The organism is Mitsuaria sp. 7 (assembly GCF_001653795.1).
Lineage (GTDB): Bacteria > Pseudomonadota > Gammaproteobacteria > Burkholderiales > Burkholderiaceae_C > Roseateles.
The window spans coordinates 5,504,375-5,522,733 of record NZ_CP011514.1 but is presented as its reverse complement, the minus strand read 5'-3'; the positions used below and the strand labels follow the sequence as shown (position 1 = coordinate 5,522,733).

14 protein-coding genes are annotated in these 18,359 nt (G+C 66.6%); 7 read left to right on the top strand and 7 right to left on the bottom strand.

All coding sequences use genetic code 11. From position 1 onward, the window contains the following. Nucleotides 1-95 precede the first annotated feature (95 nt). Both ABE85_RS24250 and ABE85_RS24245 read left to right on the top strand, forming a co-directional pair. Nucleotides 96-3,878, top strand: a complete 3,783-nt coding sequence (locus tag ABE85_RS24250; RefSeq protein ID WP_067280898.1) for an SIR2 family protein — start codon at nt 96-98, stop codon at nt 3,876-3,878. Nucleotides 3,879-4,059: 181 nt separating this feature from the next. Next, nucleotides 4,060-4,707, top strand: coding sequence for an MBL fold metallo-hydrolase (locus tag ABE85_RS24245; RefSeq protein ID WP_067283485.1), 648 nt, complete (start codon nt 4,060-4,062; stop codon nt 4,705-4,707). Nucleotides 4,708-4,783: 76 nt separating this feature from the next. Here the strand turns inward: ABE85_RS24245 and ABE85_RS24240 are convergent, their stop codons facing one another. Next, nucleotides 4,784-6,385, bottom strand: a complete 1,602-nt coding sequence (locus ABE85_RS24240; protein WP_067280896.1) for an ATP-binding protein — start codon at nt 6,383-6,385, stop codon at nt 4,784-4,786. Nucleotides 6,386-6,577: 192 nt separating this feature from the next. Beyond that, complete coding sequence (locus ABE85_RS24235; RefSeq protein ID WP_082938909.1) at nt 6,578-7,540, bottom strand: M48 family metallopeptidase; 963 nt, start codon at nt 7,538-7,540, stop codon at nt 6,578-6,580. Between the two features lie 35 nt (nt 7,541-7,575). Between ABE85_RS24235 and ABE85_RS24230 the strand changes: the two genes are divergently transcribed. Further along, nucleotides 7,576-8,103, top strand: a complete 528-nt coding sequence (locus tag ABE85_RS24230; RefSeq protein ID WP_409072563.1) for a flavin reductase family protein — start codon at nt 7,576-7,578, stop codon at nt 8,101-8,103. A 12-nt stretch (nt 8,104-8,115) separates the two neighbouring features. On the opposite strand, the gene ABE85_RS24225 is transcribed toward ABE85_RS24230, so the two are convergent. The 4 genes from ABE85_RS24225 to ABE85_RS24210 all read right to left on the bottom strand — a co-directional run bounded on the left by ABE85_RS24225 (nt 8,116) and on the right by ABE85_RS24210 (nt 12,069). Beyond that, entirely contained in the window at nt 8,116-9,021 is a 906-nt protein-coding gene (locus ABE85_RS24225) for an Abi family protein (RefSeq protein WP_082938908.1), read from the bottom strand. Between the two features lie 197 nt (nt 9,022-9,218). After that, nucleotides 9,219-10,712: a hypothetical protein gene (locus ABE85_RS24220; RefSeq protein WP_067280891.1), complete on the bottom strand. Its 1,494-nt coding sequence runs from the start codon at nt 10,710-10,712 to the stop codon at nt 9,219-9,221. Beyond that, nucleotides 10,709-11,671: an ABC transporter ATP-binding protein gene (locus ABE85_RS24215; protein ID WP_082938907.1), complete on the bottom strand. Its 963-nt coding sequence runs from the start codon at nt 11,669-11,671 to the stop codon at nt 10,709-10,711. Before ABE85_RS24215 ends, ABE85_RS24220 begins: the two co-directional genes overlap by 4 nt. Next, nucleotides 11,668-12,069 (bottom strand): GntR family transcriptional regulator, encoded by a 402-nt coding sequence (locus tag ABE85_RS24210; RefSeq protein WP_067280888.1) that lies wholly within the window; start codon nt 12,067-12,069, stop codon nt 11,668-11,670. The genes ABE85_RS24215 and ABE85_RS24210 overlap by 4 nt, the downstream gene beginning before the upstream one ends. A gap of 250 nt (nt 12,070-12,319) precedes the next feature. On the opposite strand from ABE85_RS24210, the gene ABE85_RS24205 reads away from it, so the two are divergent. Next, the gene (locus ABE85_RS24205; RefSeq protein WP_157522863.1) at nt 12,320-13,582 is read left to right on the top strand and encodes a hypothetical protein; all 1,263 of its coding nucleotides are present in this window, start codon (nt 12,320-12,322) and stop codon (nt 13,580-13,582) included. Nucleotides 13,583-13,669: 87 nt separating this feature from the next. Here the strand turns inward: ABE85_RS24205 and ABE85_RS24200 are convergent, their stop codons facing one another. Further along, nucleotides 13,670-14,587: a LysR family transcriptional regulator gene (locus ABE85_RS24200; protein WP_067280881.1), complete on the bottom strand. Its 918-nt coding sequence runs from the start codon at nt 14,585-14,587 to the stop codon at nt 13,670-13,672. Between the two features lie 147 nt (nt 14,588-14,734). Between ABE85_RS24200 and ABE85_RS24195 the strand changes: the two genes are divergently transcribed. The 3 genes from ABE85_RS24195 (at nt 14,735) to ABE85_RS24185 (ending at nt 18,356) form a co-directional block, all read left to right on the top strand. Continuing rightward, complete coding sequence (locus ABE85_RS24195; RefSeq protein ID WP_067280878.1) at nt 14,735-15,517, top strand: SDR family oxidoreductase; 783 nt, start codon at nt 14,735-14,737, stop codon at nt 15,515-15,517. A 44-nt stretch (nt 15,518-15,561) separates the two neighbouring features. Next, nucleotides 15,562-16,497 carry an SDR family NAD(P)-dependent oxidoreductase gene (locus tag ABE85_RS24190; protein WP_067280875.1) on the top strand — a complete coding sequence of 312 codons (936 nt, stop codon included), beginning with the start codon at nt 15,562-15,564 and terminating at the stop codon, nt 16,495-16,497. 155 nt (nt 16,498-16,652) lie between these two features. Next, nucleotides 16,653-18,356 (top strand): Hsp70 family protein, encoded by a 1,704-nt coding sequence (locus tag ABE85_RS24185; protein WP_067280872.1) that lies wholly within the window; start codon nt 16,653-16,655, stop codon nt 18,354-18,356. Nucleotides 18,357-18,359 lie beyond the last annotated feature (3 nt).

Genomic DNA, 18,359 nt, shown 5'->3' with positions numbered 1-18,359 from the left:
AACCTTCTGTAAGCGGGCTCCAACTCCCTGCCGAGCCGTGTCTCTTGACACGTCATCACCGCACCCGCCGCCAACAACCCATGGATGAATGAGACATGCGCTTTGTTCCGAACGGCCCTGATATTCCCGACGAACTTCTGACGGCGCGGGATGCCGGCCAGGTGCTCTTCTTCTGCGGGGCGGGAGTTTCGCTGGCGCAAGCAGGACTTCCGGACTTCGTGAGGTTGGCAGAGCGCGTTCTGGAAATTCTCGGCTCTGGTTTCGATAGTCCTGCTAGGCGGCTCTTCAAGCTAGCTAAGGATCAACCCGGGACGGTTGCCACAGATCGGATCTTTGGGCTCTTGGAGCGTGAGTTCGACTCGTCGGACGTTCGCCAAGCCGTGGCGATCGCGCTCCAGCCTGCAGGAAATGCAAAGTTAGATGCGCATCGACTGCTCCTCGACCTGTCCAGGGACAAGGCCGGAGTACCTCGTCTGGTGACCACGAATTTCGACGCGCTCTTCGAGAATTGCGAGCCAGGCCTTGCATCGTTCAATCCCCCAAGATTGCCCGACCCACATCGCCCTCAGGACTTCCACGGCATCATCCATCTGCACGGTTGCGTCGATCCCACGTATCGCGGAGCGCGAGACGAGGAGTTCGTTCTCTCCAGCGCGGACTTTGGCCATGCCTATCTCGCCGACGGTTGGGCGACGCGCTACATCCAGGCTTTGCTGAAACGATTCCGAATCGTCTTCCTGGGTTATTCCGCAGATGATCCGCCGGTGCAGTATCTGCTTGAGGCCTTGAGCCGCTTCTCAGAACCTTCGCAGTCTCTTTATGCGTTCCAGTCTGGGAACGCATCTGAGGCGTTGGCTCAATGGGCTCACAAGGGCGTGACTCCCATCCCCTACGACAGCACTGATCGCCATGCAGCCCTTTGGACCTCGCTAGAGGCTTGGGCGGGGAGAGCTCGCGACGCGAATGCATGGCACCGGCAGCTGCTCAAGACCGCAGCAGAGCTTGGGCCCGCTCAGATGGCGCCGCACGAACGAGGTATGGTCGCTCACCTCATGTCGACTGAGGAAGGCGCTCGGCTCATTGCTGCCCCTGAGACAAGGCTCCCTGCCACCTGGCTCTGCGTGGTTGATCCACTTCGGCGTTATGCGCGGCCTGATCGGCGGTATCTGGACACTGACATTGGAGATAATTTCGATCCGTTCGATGCGTACGGGCTCGACTCTGACGAGTCACCAGCCCCAGTTGATGGGGCAGATCACTATGCTTTGCGGCCGGTTCCCGAAGGAGCCTGGGATGGACTAGGCATCCAAGCATCAGAACACCCTAGTGCACGTCAATCACAGAAAGGTCACCGCCCCGGTCTGACCGCAAATGGAGGCACCGAGCTGCCGACCCGACTGGTTTATCTTGGTATGTGGCTCATCAACGTGGCACATCAGCCTGCCGCGCTTTGGTGGGCCGCGTGGCATCCGACGCTACATCCCATGGTTCTTGATGGGATCGAGAGGCGGCTCGCGCAAGGCGAAGATTTTTCGCCTGCGCTTCGCTCCAGATGGCGGATGACCATAGCGGCCATGCGAAGCCAGAGGGCGGATGCCGATCTCCGATACTTCCAGATTGCGGCGCAGGCGAAGGCAGAGGGTTGGACAACTGCGCTCGTGCGCGAGGCAGTCAATGTTTGCAGGCCACGTTTGGTACTGGAGCATCCAGTCACTTCCATCGCGCCTGAAGCGGACATCGAGGATTCATTGAACGATCTGGTGCGCTTTGACGTCAGCTATCCACATCCTCACCAGCCTATCGAATTTCCTGCGGACCTCCTTGCCTACGGTGTCGTTCAGTTTCGCCAGGCGCTGGAATACAGCGTGGATTTGGAGCTTGAAGTGACGGGAGGGAGCTCTCCGTACTTCGACACCATCCGCGCGGACGATGGAAAGGAAATTGCTGCCGATGCGCACGGTCTGACCGGTCATCTGGTGATGTTCACGAAGTTGGTTTCCCAACTCTTCGAGACTGATCCCAAAGCTGCGACGTGCGAGGTGGCACAGTGGGCGTTTCGGCAGGATCAGGTTTTCATCCGGTTGAGGATCTGGGCCGCGGGACACAGAAGTCTCACTACGCCGGAGCAAGCCGGCCTGACGGTTCTCGCTATTGATGACGAAACGTTTTGGTCCTCGCGACAGGAGAGAGACCTTCTGTTCACTCTGCGAGATCGGTGGGCGGAACTCCCAGCACAGATGAAAAGGCAGATCGAAGAGCGATTTCTCATCGGCCGAATCCCTTGGCTAGAAGAGCGGTCTGATGCCGCTGTAATGGCAGCTCATCAACGACTGGACAGACTTCACTGGCTTTCGATCCACGGCGCGCAATTCTCTTTTGACTACGAGACGGCGTCAGCTGAGCTTCGAGCAATCGCTGCTGATTGGAGCGAAGAATCGGCCAGGCACACAGCGCGGCCTCAGGTCTCCGAAGTGTTTGCCGTTAGGGCGGATACGGATTCCACCGAAATCGCGGGACTGCCACTAGGTGAAGTGCTTGCGAAGGCGGAAGAACTCTCCGGTCGCGACTTCTTTACACGGTTGCATCGGGATCCGTTCCGCGGGCTGGTCAAGCAGCGTCCATCGCGGGCGCTGAGTGTGCTCACCCATGCCAAGAAGACGAGCTTGTTCCCAGCCGGAGCTTGGTCTACCTACCTTTCCTCCCAAGCGGACGAGGTCACACCCAGACGCTTGCTGGTAGCCACTGCTGGTCGCCTAGCTAGCCTGACGGTTGAGGAGCTCACAGCGATTCCTCACCCAGCGTCAGCATGGATCCATAACAAGCATCAGCAGCTGCAGCGCGATTGCCCCGTGACCTTTGAATCGTTATGGAGCGCGATGATCACCTCATTGCGCTCGCCCCAATCAGCGTCGCGAAGTTCAAAGTCGCAACGACGGTGGGTGGACGAAGGCCTGAATAGCCCTGCTGGACGGCTCGCCTTGGCTCAGCGGCAGCAACTCGCGGACAACGACAAAGCTGGCGAGGGGCTGCCGGCCTCGTGGAAACATAGGACGGAGCAACTCCTTGACCTTCCAACTGATCGAAGGAATCAGGCGCTTGCGATGATCGCGGCGGATCTGGGATGGCTGTTTCAGACCGACCGCGAATGGGCTACCCAGCACCTGCTGTCCGTGCTTGCTGATGGCGATGAGACCGCAAACCAGGCGTTCTGGGCCGGGTTTTTGTGGACCTCGCGTGTGCTACACGCCGATCTGTTCCCACACCTCAAGGCTGGATTGTTGACGCTGGCAAGGTCGCCCGAGCCGCCAGGAAGGGACCAAACCAGAACGGTTGCCGGTTTGCTCCTGGCAACCTGGAGCAATTCCAAACGCAGGGGCGACGATGTTCCGCAATTGTCCGACGCCGAGCTGCGGGAAGTGCTCATCCATGCCAAAGACAGTTTTCGTATGCAGATGCTTTGGTACGTCGAGCGTTGGAGCAAGGACGAGGACGCCGATTGGTCTGGATTGCTCCTGCCATTCCTAACAAAGGTCTGGCCCCGACAGCTCGCTGCCAGAACGCCGAGCACCTCCGGTCGGCTTGTCGACCTAGCGTTTGCGATACCAGATCGGTTCGCAGAGATTTCCGTGGTCATCCTGCCGAGCCTTGTTGTGTCGAACAATTCGTTCATGTCGATGCTTGACGAATCTCATACCGAGATCGCGGAACGGCATCCTCGCGAAGTTCTTGATCTCCTGTATGCCTCGCTTGGGGATGATCCATCCGGCTGGCCATATCAGACCGGGAAGGTGCTTGCAGTGCTCGCAGAGCACACACTGACGAAGCGCGATTCCAAGCTATTGCTGCTGCGCGAGCGTGAACAGCGACGGAGGTGGTAGAAACTTCTTGACTGTCGGGCGTTGTTTTTCACTTCGCTCGTTAAGGCAAGAAGCCTCAGCTAGAGGCGCTACCACGGGCGAAGTTCTACCCTTTGATTTGACGACCACATGCTTAGCCTAGCTTCAAGTTCATCCCTTTGATCCAAAGTTCGACCCTTTGATTCCGAACTTCACGCCCGCCATGCCGCTCCGCGACCAGACCGTCCCCGTCACCCCCTTCCGCCAGAACTGCTCCATCGTCTGGTGCGACGTCACGCGGGAGGCCGCGATCGTCGACCCGGGCGGCGAGATCCCGCGCCTGCTCGCCGAGGTCGAACGCCTGGGCCTGACGCTGAAGGCGATCTGGCTGACCCACGCCCACATCGACCATGCCGGCGGTACCGGCGAGCTCGCGCGGCTGCGCGGCCTGCCCATCATCGGACCGCATCAGGGCGACCAGTTCTGGATCACGGGGCTGCCGCAGCAGTCCGCGATGTTCGGCTTCCCGCCGGCCGAGATGTTCACGCCCACGCGCTGGCTCGAGGACGGCGACACCGTCCAGATCGGCCACGAGACCCTGACCGTGCGCCACTGCCCCGGCCACACGCCCGGCCACGTCGTCTTCCACTCCGCGAGCGCCAAGCGCTGCTTCGTCGGCGACGTGCTGTTCGCCGGCAGCATCGGCCGCACCGACTTCCCCGGCGGCGATCACGACACGCTGATCCGCTCCATCAACGAGCGCCTCTGGCCGATGGGCGACGACACGGTCTTCGTCCCAGGCCACGGACCCGAGAGCAGCTTCGGCGAAGAGCGCCGCACGAATCCCTTCGTCGGCGGGCGCTGGGGCTGAGGGACTGCGACGGCCGCTGGCCCTCACCCCCACCCTCTCCCGCAAGCGGGAGAGGGAGCAAGACGGCGCGACGGCTTCAGAGCGGCGACAGGCCGGTGTCCAGGAAGCGCGATTCCGGAAAGCCCCGCAGCGCGAGCGCGGCCAGCTCCACCAGCTCCTCGAAGCTGCGCTCCTTCTGCAGCACCGCCACGCCGCCCATGCGGTCCGCCGCGTCGGTCAGTTCGTCGCCGATGTAGCCGGTCGTGATGATCACCGGCACCGTCGGCAGGGTCGTACGCACCGCCACCGCGAGCTCCAGCCCGTTCATGCCGGGCATGTTGAAGTCGGTGATCAGCAGCTGCACCGGCACGCGCCCGCTCTCGATGTCCGCGAGGCATTCGGTCGGCTCGGCGTAGGTGCGCACGTCGTAGCCCGACTTCTTCAGCAGCGCCTCCACCATCATCAGCACGATCGGATCGTCGTCGACATAGAGCACGTGCTCGCCCACGCCGGGCTCGGCGACCTTCGCCAGGGCCGCGGTGTCCAGCGTCGCGGTCTCGCTGCCCACGACCGGCAGATAGACCGAGAACACGGTCCCCGTCCCCGGTCGCGACTGCACGTCGATCGCGCCGCCGTGCGCATGCACGATGCCGTGCACGATGTGCAGGCCCAGACCTGTCCCCTGCCCCCGCGGCTTGGTCGTGAAGAAGGGTTCGAAGAGGCGCTTGGCCACGTCCTCCTCCATGCCGTGGCCGTCGTCGCGCACGCTGAGCTCCGCGTAATGCGTCGGCGCTACGCGGCCGATCGCGAACGCATGCGGGACGTCGAAGTGCACCGCGCGCAGGCCGACGTGCAGCTGCCCGTGTCCGCCCGGCATCGCCTGCCACGCGTTCGTGCACAGGTTCAGCACGACCTGCTGCACTTCCGCCGGATCCACCGTCGCGACGCAGTCGTCGCCGTGCAGGTCCACCGTCAAGCGCACCGACGCCGGCAGCGTCGAGCGCAGCAGGCCGATGCTGTCCTCGACCAGCGGGCGCAGGCGGTGCTTGGACAGCTCATGGCTGCTGCCGCGCGCGTACGCCAGGATGCGCTGCACGATCTCGCGCGCCCGGTCGCCGGCCCGCTTGATCTGCTGCATGTGGCCGCGCAGCGGCGAGGTCGCCGGCAGCTCGTCGAGCATCATCCCCGCGTGTCCGAGGATCGCCGCCAGGATGTTGTTGAAGTCGTGCGCCACGCCGCCGGCCAGGGTGCCCAGCGATTCCATCCGCTGGATGCGCATCAGCTTCTCCTCGAAGTCGACCCGCGTCAGTTCGTCGGCCTTGCGCGTCGTGATGTCGATGAACAGCACCACCAGGCCGTGTTCGCACGGAAAGGCCCGGCACTCGAACCACTTGCTCAGGCGGGCGTTGAATTCCTCGTAGATGTGCGCGGCGCGCGTCTGCATCGCCGACCGGGCCTCGACGTCGAAGCGCTCGCCCATCGCGCCGGACAGGCTGGTCCAGTAATTCCTGCCGATCAGCGCCTCGCGCTGCCGGCCGCTCGCGCGCTCGAAGGCGACGTTGACGAACTCGATGGTCCAGTCGTGCTCGAGCAGGATCACCGCGTCGGTGACGTAGTCGAGTGCGGCCCCGACGTGCGCGACGCCTTCCTCGGGTGCAGCCGATGCACCCGCCCCGTGCGATGACTCCTGACCCTGCATGTGGACCTTCAGTGACGAGGCGCCAGTGTGGACCTCGTGGACGGCGTCGGCAATCGCTGTGCCAACACCTAACCGTAGGGAAGCCCGATGGCATCGGCCTTTCGGGCCATCAGGCCTCGAAAGGGGCGCCTTGTCTCCCGGGTCCTACCCGTGCCCGTCAGGGGTCCTCGCGCCGCCGTCCACCGATTGGCCTCAGGACTTGGCCGCCGGCGCGGGCGGCTGATATCGCTGCTCGGGCTTGGCCGCCCGGGCGTAGAGGCCCTGCACGCGCGGCAAGGTGCGCTCGATGTCGCGGATGCGCGTCGGGCCGGACGGGTGCGTGGACAGGAACTGCGGCGGCGCGCCCTTGCTCGCCTGTCCCATCTTTTCCCAGAGCGTGATGCCGGCCTGCGGGTTGTAACCGGCGCGGGCCGCGAGCTCCATGCCGACCAGGTCGGCCTCGCTCTCGTCCTCGCGGCTGAAGGTCAGCGACAGCAGCTGCCCGCCCATGTTGGCCACGCCACGGCCGAAGTCGCCCAGGCCGAAGATCGCCGCGCCCAGCTGGATCGCGCCGTTGGTCGCCATGCTCTTGCCCATGCGCTCCCGGGCGTGTTCCCGCAGCGCGTGGGCCATCTCGTGGCCCATGATCATCGCGACCTCGTCGTCGCTCAGCTGCAGCTGCTGCAGGATCCCGTAGTAGAAGGCGATCTTCCCGCCCGGCATGCAGAACGCGTTGAGCTCCTTGCCGCCGATCAGGTTCACTTCCCAGCGCCATTGCTGCGCGCGCGCGTTCCACGCCGCCGTGAACGGGATGATCCGCTGGGCGATCGCGCGCAGGCGGATCAGCTGCGCGTTGTTGGGCGGCGCCAGCGCCTTCTGCGACAGCGCCTGCCGCATCATCTGCACGTACTGCTGCTGCGCGGCGGCCTCGATCTGTTCGGCCGACACGAGCTTCGTGAAGCGGCTCTGCTTGCCGACCTCGACCCCGTCCTGGGCCCAGGCGGGAGACAGCGCCAGCGCGCCGCCGGCGGCGATCAGACCGGTGAACAGGCGCCGCGCGGGCCGGCGGGGCGCGCCGTCGGGGCCGCAGCGGCGGCAGTCGCAACGACCGAAGCCGTAGGCAGGGGCCGACGGCAGGTGAACGTCGGCATCGGGCGTGAATTCAGCATCATCCATGGCGGGATTCTAGGCAGGCGACAATCCCGGTCATCATGTCCCAGCCGCCACTGATCACGCCGTCTCCGACCTGCGCCACCTCGCCCATGGACCCGCAGGAGTTCCGCGCGGCGCTCGGCATGTTCGCCACCGGCGTCACCATCGTGACCGCCCGCGCGGAGGACGGCACCCTGGTGGGCCTGACGGCCAACTCGTTCAACTCGGTGTCGCTGTCCCCGCCGCTGGTGCTGTGGAGCCTGGCGCGCCGGGCCGGCTCGATGCCGGTGTTCAGCCGCGGCTCGCACTACGCGATCAACATCCTGGCGGCCGATCAGAAGGAGCTGGCGCAGCGCTTCGCCACGCGCGACATCGACCGCTTCGCGGGCGTGCGCTTCCGCGAGGGCTGCGGCGGCGCGCCGGTGCTGGAGGGCTGCGCGGCCGTCTTCGAATGCGCGAACAGAAGCCAGTACGAGGAAGGCGACCACGTCATCTTCGTCGGCGAGGTGGAGGCCTGCACGCGCGCCGAACAGGCGCAGCCGCTGATCTTCCACGGCGGGCGGTACTACACCGAGCTGCCGATCTGAGCCAAGGAAACTCTAGACCGGAATGAACAGACCTTCGCCGGCCTGATCGAGGAGGCGGACGGGGCGGTTTCGCCTGATCACTGCGGCGAACTGTTGCCGAAGCGCAAGTGTGCTGATGGCACTCGGCTCGGTGACATGCGCGCCGTTCTTGTAACGGCTCAGTCCACGCTTCGACAGCAGGTAGTCCACCCTTACCCGCCAAGACGAACGATGGATGTGCGCGAAAAGATCGGGTGAAAGCGCATTGACTGCAAGGTCGTAATGCTGGAGCAGACGCGCAAATCGGGAAAGACTGGAAGCCTCGTCCACAGAAGCCGGTGCAAGGATGGTCGCGGGCGATGTCGACGTGTCCATGGCGGCCGCGAACTTCCACAGTGGCTCGTGGTGCGCGATGCGATTCCGCAGGTCCTTGATCTCGAAGAACTCGGTCAGCGCATTACGGCGGGCGATCGCATTTGTCCAATTGAGCGGCGCGCCAGGCTGGCTCAGCGGATGTGCTGGAAGGATTCGTGACATCAGCGTAGTCCGATGCCGTGCCACCCACGTCAACACGTTGGGCCAGAAGCCGAAGGACAGTCGTGAAACGATCTCATCGGCACTGGGAGAAGCCGGAAGTGCCTTCTGACGGACCTCGGTGACCTTGTCCATCGTTCCGGATTTCAGCTGGCTCGAGAGCGCGTCCCACCAGTGGCTGCTTGGTGAAACACCTCCGGTCGTGTTCAGACTGAGCTCCCGATGGATGTTGTTCCTGAGGGCGACCTCGAAGTAGGAAAGGAGCTTTGCAAGTTCGCCGCAAATTTCCCCGTTCCACATGTAGAGACCGACCGCTTCATCCGCTCCCACTTTCCAGTAGTTGCGATAGCTGTCCAATCGAGGCTTGGAAACAATCTGCTCGAATACGCTGGCTGGTGGAAGCATCCCGCCCCTGCCCTAGGACGTCGTTGGAGTACACTTGCCCCCGACGCGCTGGTAAGCCAACCCGAGAGGGAGCCCCAGTGTAAAGAGTGTGAGGGCCTCCGAAAGGAGGCCTTCCGCTTTCTGGAAGAGAAAGTCTTCCTGGCGTTCCTTCATGCAATAGAAGCCATGGCACACCGTGCCATCTGCGAACGTGAAATTCAGTCTCCGGCGTGCCGGCCCACCGGCCAGAACGGCGCCATGCGCCGCACCGCGCGCCAGCGCCACGCGGCGAGCACGACGGTCAACGGTGCCGTCACGGCCAGGACATGCCAAGGCATGATCTGGAAGAACCGGTTCGCACCGATGCTCAGTCCGGCCACCAGCATGCCGCCCAGCATGAGCAGCACGGCCTGCATCGCTCCCGGCTGCCCCTTGCGCGACCAGTCCTGCCACAGCAGCACTCCTGCGGGCAGCGCGATGGCGGCGAAATGCAGGCCCATCAGCGGCTGGTCGCGCGGCCACTCGCCGGGCACGAGCGCCACCATCAGCGTCAACACCGCCGCCCCGAAGCCCAGCAGCAGCAGGAACTGCGTCAGCATCCGGCGCGCGAGCACGCGGTTCATCGCCTCGCCGCGCGGCATGCCCGGCACGAGCGTCAGCAAGGACTGCTCCGTGCGGGTTCGTCTCAGCATCGCGGCAATGCTGAGCAGCGGCCCGAACAGCGCGCACATCACGCCGAACGAGGTCCCCGGCAGCGCGCCCTGCAGCACCGTCGCCGCGCGCGCTGCGGGCAACCAGTACAGCACCGCGAGTTCCGCCAGCAGCAGCGCCAGGAAGATGACGGCGGTCACACCCAGGGTCGCCGACCAGTGCAGGCTGCGCAGGGTGGCGACCTCGGCACGGGCCGCCACGCTGTCGGCGGTCGGGGTGGCGGTGCGGATCAGGTGGCGGGTCCAGGTCGGCAGACCCCAGGTGAAGGGCTTGCCGAGGAATCGCAGGACCGGGTGGACAGGCGGCCGCGCCGTGCGCGACGCGCAGGTCCCCTTCATCGACATCAGGTCGTTGAACACCTTGGCCGACTGCCAGGAGCGCAGGTGCCCGGAGCCGCCGTCCTGGAACAGGTGCCAGAGGATCACGGTCAGTGCGAGCATCACCAACGCCGCCTGCGTCACCGGCTGCTGCTCGTGCCAGTCGCGCAGCACCGCTGCGGTCTCGCGCCAGACGGCGGTGTCCTTGAGCAGCGCGCTCGGGATCCACGGGAAGACCCAGAACACGAACCAGGTGATCGGCCAGCGCAGCGCCGTCGAGAAGCTGACGAGCACGGCCCCCGCCAGCATGGTGAGCAGGAGAAAGTGGCCGAACACCGCATGCAGCAGCAGCCCGGTCACCATGGCGATCAGGAGGAACAGCGCGACCGCGACCTCGCGCAGCAGGCGCAGGTGGCCGGGAACGAGGCGCGCGGTGATCGGATGGTTCTGCGTGTTCAGCGCGCCTGCGCACAGCCACCACACGAACTGCAGTCCGATCGCGAGCGTGATGCAGAACGCGCCGCCCGCGGCGGACGCGGACTTCATCGAGGCCAGGCCCGTGATCGCGGCCAGCGGCAGCAGCAGCCACCACATGCGGCGCAACGGGCGCGTCGTCGCGACCAGCACCGCGAGATGCCCGCCGACGCCGGGCAGCGGGAGCGCCGCGTTCATCGCCGCGTTCATTGCGTCAGTTCCAGGAAAAGGTCCTCGAGGCTGAGCGCCTCGCAGCGCAGCGCGGCGTCGCCTTGCGGGAGGTTCCCGTCGGGGAAACGCACCAGCCAGCGCGGATGCTCGCCGAGGTCGCGTCGGCTCAAGACCTGCCCCTTGTGCGCGTCGACCGCCGCCTGCAGTCGTCCCACGGGACCGGCCAGCAGCCGCACCTCGTCCGCGAGCGCATCCTGCGGCGCCTGCAGCGCGATGCGGCCGCGGCTCAGGAAGGCGACGTTGAAGGCCACGCGTTCCAGGTCCGACAGGATGTGCGTCGAGAACAGCACCGTCGTGCCGCGGTCCAGCACCTGGTCCACGAGCTCGCGCAGGAAGTCGCGCCGGCCGGCGGCGTCGAGGCTGGCCACCGGCTCGTCGAGCACCAGCAGGTCCGGCTCGTGCGCCAGCGCGCGGATGATGGACAGCCGCTGCTGTTGGCCCTGCGACAGCTGGGCGATGCGCCGGTCGCGCGGGATCTCCCAGCGCGACATCAGGCCGTCGACCTTCGCGTCGTTCCAGCGCGGATAGAAGCTGCGGAAGTAGCGCAGCAGGTCGCCGGCCTGGAAGTCCTCGAACAGCGCCGCCTGCTGCGGCACGTAGCCCAGCCGCGCACGCAGCGCGTCGTCGGGCGTCAATGCGGGCCGGCCGAAGAGACGCACCTCGCCGGCCTGCGGCTCGCGCAGGCCCAGCAGGGTCTCCAGCAGCGTGGTCTTGCCCGCGCCGTTCCGGCCCAGCAGGCCGACGACCTGCCCCGGTTCCAGCGTCCAATCGAGGCCCGCCAGCACGCCCGGCTGCCCCTTGAAGTCGACCCGCAGGCCGCTCGCGCTCACCGGCGGCGCGGCGAGCGCCTCGTCGGTCAGCGCCTGGCTGCGCGCCGGGCTGATCGTCAATGAGTGATCGAGCGTCTCGTGCAGTGTCTGCTTCAGCGTGTGATTCATCGCGTCTCTCCCTGGTCCTCAAGCAGCGCCTTGAACAGCGCCAGCGCCTGATCCGGCGGCAGCTCCAGCTGGCGCGCCTCCGCGGCGGCCTTCTCCAGCGCCGGACGCAGCAGCTCCACGCGGCCGCGCGTCTTCATCGCCTTCTGATGCTGCGCCGCCACCACCATCGGCAAGCCGCGGCGGCGCTCCACCAGCCCCTCGGCTTCCATCAGCCCGAAGGCCTTGGAGACGGTCATCGGATTCACCGCCAATGCCTGCGCCAGCTCCCGCACGGAAGGGATCTCCTGCCCCGCCACCAGCTGCCCGCTGGCCACGCGGCGGCGCAGCTGCTCCACCAGCTGGCGGTAGATCGGCTCAGGGGAGCCCGGGTTGATGCTGAAGAGGAGGTCGGCGTCCATCGGCAAGCTGCGGTCGCCGACGGTGTTGTCAGCGTGTATTGGTACATTAATACACACAGTCGCCAGACGTCAAGCGCGCAGTCGTTTATGCCCTTCGCCCTGTGAGGAACCTTGGCGGGATGCTGCGTTCAATCGCTCAAGACCCTCACCTGCTTTCCAGGACTTTCTTCAGCATTTAATCCGAAGATCTCCGATATCGATCCCCCTGCGCAGGCCTGAGACTCTTGACGTCCGCATGGAGAGCGAATCGATGATCCCCGCCGCACCTCTTCCCGCACTTCCCGAAGTCGCACGACGTCAAGGCGAGCGCGATTCCGGCAGCCGGAAGGTGGACAGCGCACCGACGCCCGTCGGCGCCCTTGCCGAGACGATCGATGGATCCATTCGTCAAAGCGCGCAACGCAAGCGGATTGCGCAGCTCTTCGGTCCCCGAGTCCTGCAGCGGCAGGTCCAGACGAACGGTGGTACTTTCAAGGCGGCCACTTACGAGGCGAAGAATCTCACTGCGGGATCGGACGACAGTCCTCAGACGGTGGCGGGGGCGCACATCAAGCTCGACTTTCTACCCAATGACACGATCAGCGCCATGGCGGAGCAGGTTGAGCGGATCGGCTTGATCCAGACGGTGAAGACACTCAAGGCGACCCGCGACGATCCCGCAGTGGCGGCGACGCCGGACACGCCCCCTGGAAACCCGCTCAAGGAGCAGTTCAAGCTCACGGCCGAGGAAGGGGATCTGGGACGGGGCATCGACAAGTACGACACGCATCCCGACGACGGGGAACCTCAGGTCAGCCCTCTGTACGCGTCAAGGAACAAGGATCGCCTTTATCCGGAACAACTCAAACACGCCGCTGCCGGCGCCGACCTCGGCGCCCACTGGAATCGATTGGTGCGCGATGCTCCAGCCCAGATCTATGACAGTCCGCAAGTTGTGCTGGAATTCCCCGCACAAGCGTGGTCGATGTCTTTTGAGGTCGCGGCCTTGGTCACCGAGGGAAAGCTGACCGGCACCTATCTCGGATCGATCGCCTGGGGTTGGGAGAAGCCGTCCAACCAGGATGCGAGACTCGTTCCTGCGCCGATCGCCATGGTCAGCGCAGGTGTGCCGAGCTTGCCGTTCATGGCAGCCGGCACCAAGTGGAATCAATCGAACGGTGGCGTGAGACGCGGCCTGGACGGGCAAGATCACCCGTTGATCCCGATGCCCATCAACTCGGCGGCGCTTGCGCGTGAGGTGCCGGCGGACGCAACACCGGCAGCCGTGGTGCGTCGCTTCCTGGAGGTGCACCAGGGCTTGCATGCGCAGGACGTCGATTCTGTGAGCAGCGCCAACCTGGAGATCGAGTTGAAGCGATTGAAGGTGAGGCTCGGCTACCTCCTCCACGTGGAAGAGAAGACCGCCATCCTGCAGGCGGCTCTCGACGACCAGGCGGCCTCCTTTACGCCGGAGACGGTGGCGGCAGGCAGGACCTTGCTCAATCCGGACCATATCGATCTGGACATGCTCTAGCCTGTTGCCGCAGAGGACAAGCGCCCTATGCGTTGCGGCGCGGCGCGCCTTCGGACGCCACCTCGGTCGCCACCTCGGTCGCGCCCGTCAAAGCGCGGCCGAGGTCTCCGGAAACTTCTCCGCATAAAGCTGCGCCAACCAGTCCACGAACACCCGCACCCGCGGCGACAGCTGCCGATGCTGCGGATAGAGCGCCGACAGCGTCATCGCCGGACTCTCCCAGTCCGACAGCACTTCGACGAGCCGCCCCTCCGCGAGGTCCCGCTCCAGGTGGAAGCGCGGCACCTGGATCAGCCCGCAACCGCGCAGCGCGCAGGCGTGATAGTTCTGCGCGTCGTTCACCGAGATCCAGCCCGGCAGCGCGTAGCGCCGCAGTTGCCCGTCCACCATGAGTTCGATCGGATAGTCCGCCCCGCCGCCGCTGGCGAAGAAGCGCACCGTCTGATGCCACGGCAGATCGTCGGGATGCCGCGGCGTGCCGGCGCGGGCGAGGTAGTCGGGACTCGCGCAGATGATCTGCGGCATCGAGGCCAGCTTGCGCGCGATCAGCGTCGAGTCGCGCGGCGTGCCCGCGCGCAGCACGCAGTCGACGCCCTCGCGCACCAAGTCCACCAGGCGGTCGCCGCCGCTGACCACCAGCTCGATCTGCGGGAAGCGGGCGCGGAACTCGTCGATACGCGGCAGTACGACGTGCGACGCATGGATGCCGTGCATGTCCACGCGCAGCACGCCGCGCGGATTCGATGCCACCTGCTTCAACGAGGCCTCGGCATCGTCCAGCTCGTTGAGCACCAGCACGCAGCGCTCGTAGTACGCCTGGCCGTCCAGCGTCGGACGCACGTCGCGCGTGGTGCGATCGAGCAGCCGCGTGCCCAGCCGCGCCTCCAGCGCCTTGATGGCGTGCGTGGCCGTCGCCCGGGGGATGTCCAGGTGCGCGGCCGCCTGCGTGAAGCTGCGCAGCTCCACGATGCGGGTGAAAAGCTGCAGCGTGTCGAATCGGTCCATGCCGCCATCCTCCCAGGCTTTTGTTGAGTCAGGTTGAATTAACAAGTCGATTGTCGCGTCTTTTTCCGGATTGAATCAACAACCAGAATTCGTTCCATCGCAACCCGGAAGCCCTCCCCCGACTTCCGACAACCCTTGGAGCGAACCATGTCCGCCACTTCCACGTCGACCCCGATCTCGACCGCCCTCTCCACCGACCGCGGCCTGCGCACCGCCCTCGTCACCGGCGCCTCGCGCGGCATCGGCCAGGCCATCGCCAAGCGGCTGGCCGCAGACGGCTACTCGGTCGTCGTCAACTACGCCGGCAATGCCGCCGCGGCCCAGGAAACCGTCGCCGCCATTGAAGCCGCCGGCGGCCGCGCCACCGCCGTGCAGGCCGATGTCTCCGACGCCGCCCAGGTCGCCGCGCTGTTCGAAGAGACGCTGCGCCGCTACGGTCGCCTCGACGCCGTGGTGCACAGCGCCGGCGTGATGCCGATGGCCGCGATCAAGCCGTCCAGCCTGGAGGCCTTCGACCAGGTCATCGACACCAATCTGCGCGGCGCCTTCCTCGTGCTGGGCCACGCCGCCGAGAAGGTCGCCGCCGGCGGCCGCATCGTGGCGCTGTCCACCAGCGTGATCGCCAAGTCCTTCCCCAACTACGGCCCGTACATCGCGTCCAAGGCCGGCGTCGAAGGCCTCGTGCACGTGCTGGCCAACGAGCTGCGCGGCCGCTCGATCACCGTCAACGCGGTCGCCCCGGGGCCCGTCGGCACCGAGCTGTTCTTCAAGGGCAAGTCGCAGGAGCAGATCGACAGCGTCGCCAAGGTTCCCCCGCTGGAACGCCTGGGCACGCCCGAGGACATCGCCAACGCCGTGTCCTTCCTCGTCGGCAAGGACGGCGGCTGGATCAACAGCCAGGTCCTGCGCGCCAACGGCGGCTTCGCCTGAACGCCAGGGGTCTCCTCTTCGTTCCCATTGCCAGGAGCACTGTCATGCGCACTTCAACGTCCTCGTCTTCCGCCCAGGTCATCCTCGTCACCGGCGCCTCGAGCGGCTTCGGCGCCATGAGCGCCCGCGCGCTGGCCGACGCCGGCCACATCGTCTACGCCAGCATGCGCGCCACGCAGGGCCGCAACGCGCCGCAGGTGGCCGCCGTCGACGCCTATGCCCGCGAGCACGGCGTGCGACTCCGTGCGCTGGAGCTCGACGTCCAGTCGCAGGAGTCTGCCGACGCCGCCATCGCCCGCATCGTGGCCGAGCAGGGCCGGCTCGACGTCGTCATGCACAACGCCGGCCACATGGCCTTCGGCCCGGCGGAAGCCTTCCTGCCGGAGCAGTACGCGCAGCTCTACGACGTCAACGTCATCGGCGCGCAGCGGGTCAACCGCGCGGCGCTGCCGCAGCTGCGCAAGCAGGCGCGCGGCCTGCTGCTGTGGATCGGCAGCAGCAGCACGCGGGGCGGCACGCCGCCGTACCTCGCGCCCTACTTCGCGGCCAAGGCGGCGATGGACGCGGTCGCCGTCAGCTACGCCGGTGAACTGGCGCGCTGGGGCATCGAGACGGCGATCGTCGTCCCCGGCGCCTTCACCAAGGGCACCAACCACTTCGTGCACTCGGGCTCGCCGGGCGACGTCGAACGCGTCGCGGCCTATGACCAGGGTCCGACGCAAGGCCTGGCACAGGAAATCATGACCAACCTGGCCGCGGCCGAACCGGCGGACGCGGATCCGACCGAGGTCGCGCGCGCGGTGGTGGATGTGGTGGGCGCGCCTTTCGGCCAACGCCCGTTCCGGGTCCACATCGATCCGTCGGAGGACGGCAGCAACGTCGTCAGCGCGGTCGCCGACCGCATCCGCTCGGAGTTCCTTCGCCGCGTGCAGCTGGGCGATCTGTTGACGGTGCGCAACGCGGGCGCCACGGCCGTGTGAACGAACGCGGGATTCGCACGGAACCCGCCCCCAGGCGGGGGAACTCCGGGCGAGCGAGGGGGTCCGCGGCGGCGGGGCGCTGATATCCTGCCGCCGCTTCGCGCATCCGCGCGCACGCGGCGCGAGCCGCGCAACACCCGACCCCTCCGCCTCCCATGATCGTCGGCATCGACCTCGGCACGACCAACAGCCTCATCGCCGTCTTCCGCGACGGCCGTCCGCAACTGATCCCCAACGCGCTGGGCGACTTCGCCACACCGTCGGCGGTGGCGATCGACGACGCGGGCAGGCTGATCACCGGCCTGGCCGCCCGCGAGCGCGCCGCCACCGATCCGGCCCGCACCGCGCAGGCCTTCAAGCGGATGATGGGCACCGACCGCACGGTGCGGCTCGGCGACCGGCAGCTGCGCGCCGAGGAGCTGTCCGCGCTGGTGCTGCAGTCGCTGAAGGCCGATGCCGAGGCCTTCCTCGGCGAGCCGGTCACCGAGGCCGTCATCACCGTCCCCGCCTACTTCAACGAGGCCCAGCGCCGCGCCACGCGCGCCGCGGGCGAGCTCGCCGGGCTGAAGGTCGAGCGGCTGCTCAACGAGCCCACCGCCGCCGGCCTGGCCTACGGCCTGCAGGACCGGCCGGACAACAGCACCTTCCTGGTCTTCGACCTGGGCGGCGGCACCTTCGACGTGTCGGTGCTGGAGTACTTCGACGGCGTCGTCGAGGTGCGCGCCAGCGCCGGCGACACGCGCCTGGGCGGCGAGGATTTCGCGCACGCCGTGGGCAAGCTGTTCATCGAGCGCTGCGGCGCGCTGTCGACCGCCGAGCGCGAGCGGTTGCAGAAGGATCCCGCGCTGTGGTGGCGCGCCGCGGAGCAGGCCAAGCGCGACCTCAGCGAGCGCGAGAGCGCCGTCATGGGCCTGATGCTCGACGGTCGCCGCGCGGAGCTGGCGATCACCCGCGCCGATTTCGAGACCGCCACCGCGGAGCTGCTGCAGCGCCTGCGTCGTCCGATCGAGCGCGCGTTGCAGGACGCGCAGCTCTCGCCGGCGGCGCTCAACGAAGTGGTGCTGGTCGGCGGCGCGACGCGCATGCCGATGGTCCGCCAGATGATCACGCGGCTGTTCCAGCGCCTGCCGCTGCGCACCATCGATCCCGACCAGGCCATCGCGCAGGGCGCGGCCGTGCAGGCCGGCCTGAAGGCGCGCGACGCGGCGCTGGACGAGGTCGTGCTGACGGACGTGATGCCGTTCTCGCTGGGCGTGATCACGTCGCAGCGCATCGGCAACCAGACGGTGGGCGACCGTTTCAGTCCCATCATCGAGCGCAACACGCCGGTGCCGGTCTCGCGCATGGACCGCTTCTACAGCATGCACGACGGCCAGAAGGAAGTGGAGCTGGACATCCGCCAGGGCGAATCGCCGATCGGCAGCGACAACCTGCACCTGGGCAAGCTCGCTATCCCGCTGACGCCCGCGCCGGCCGGCGAGTCCGCGATCGAGGTGCGCTTCACCTACGACGCCAACGGTCTGCTGGACGTCGACGTCCGCGACGTGAAGGGCGGGGGCACCGTCAGCACGCTGATCCGCAACACCGCCACCGAGATGAGCGAGTCGCAGATCGCCGAGGCGCTGCAGCAGCTGCGCGCGCTCAAGCGCCATCCGCGCGACGAGGAGGAGAACCGATACCTCGTCGAGCGCGCCAAGCGGCTCTACGAGGACCGGCTCGGCGAGCAGCGCGTGGCGATCCAGTCCTGGCTCGGCGAGTTCGAGCAGGCGCTCGACACGCAGGACCCGCGCGTGATCCGCCACGCCCGGCAGCAGATGCGCGAGGCCCTGGACGGCATCGACGGCGGCTTCCGCTTCTGATCC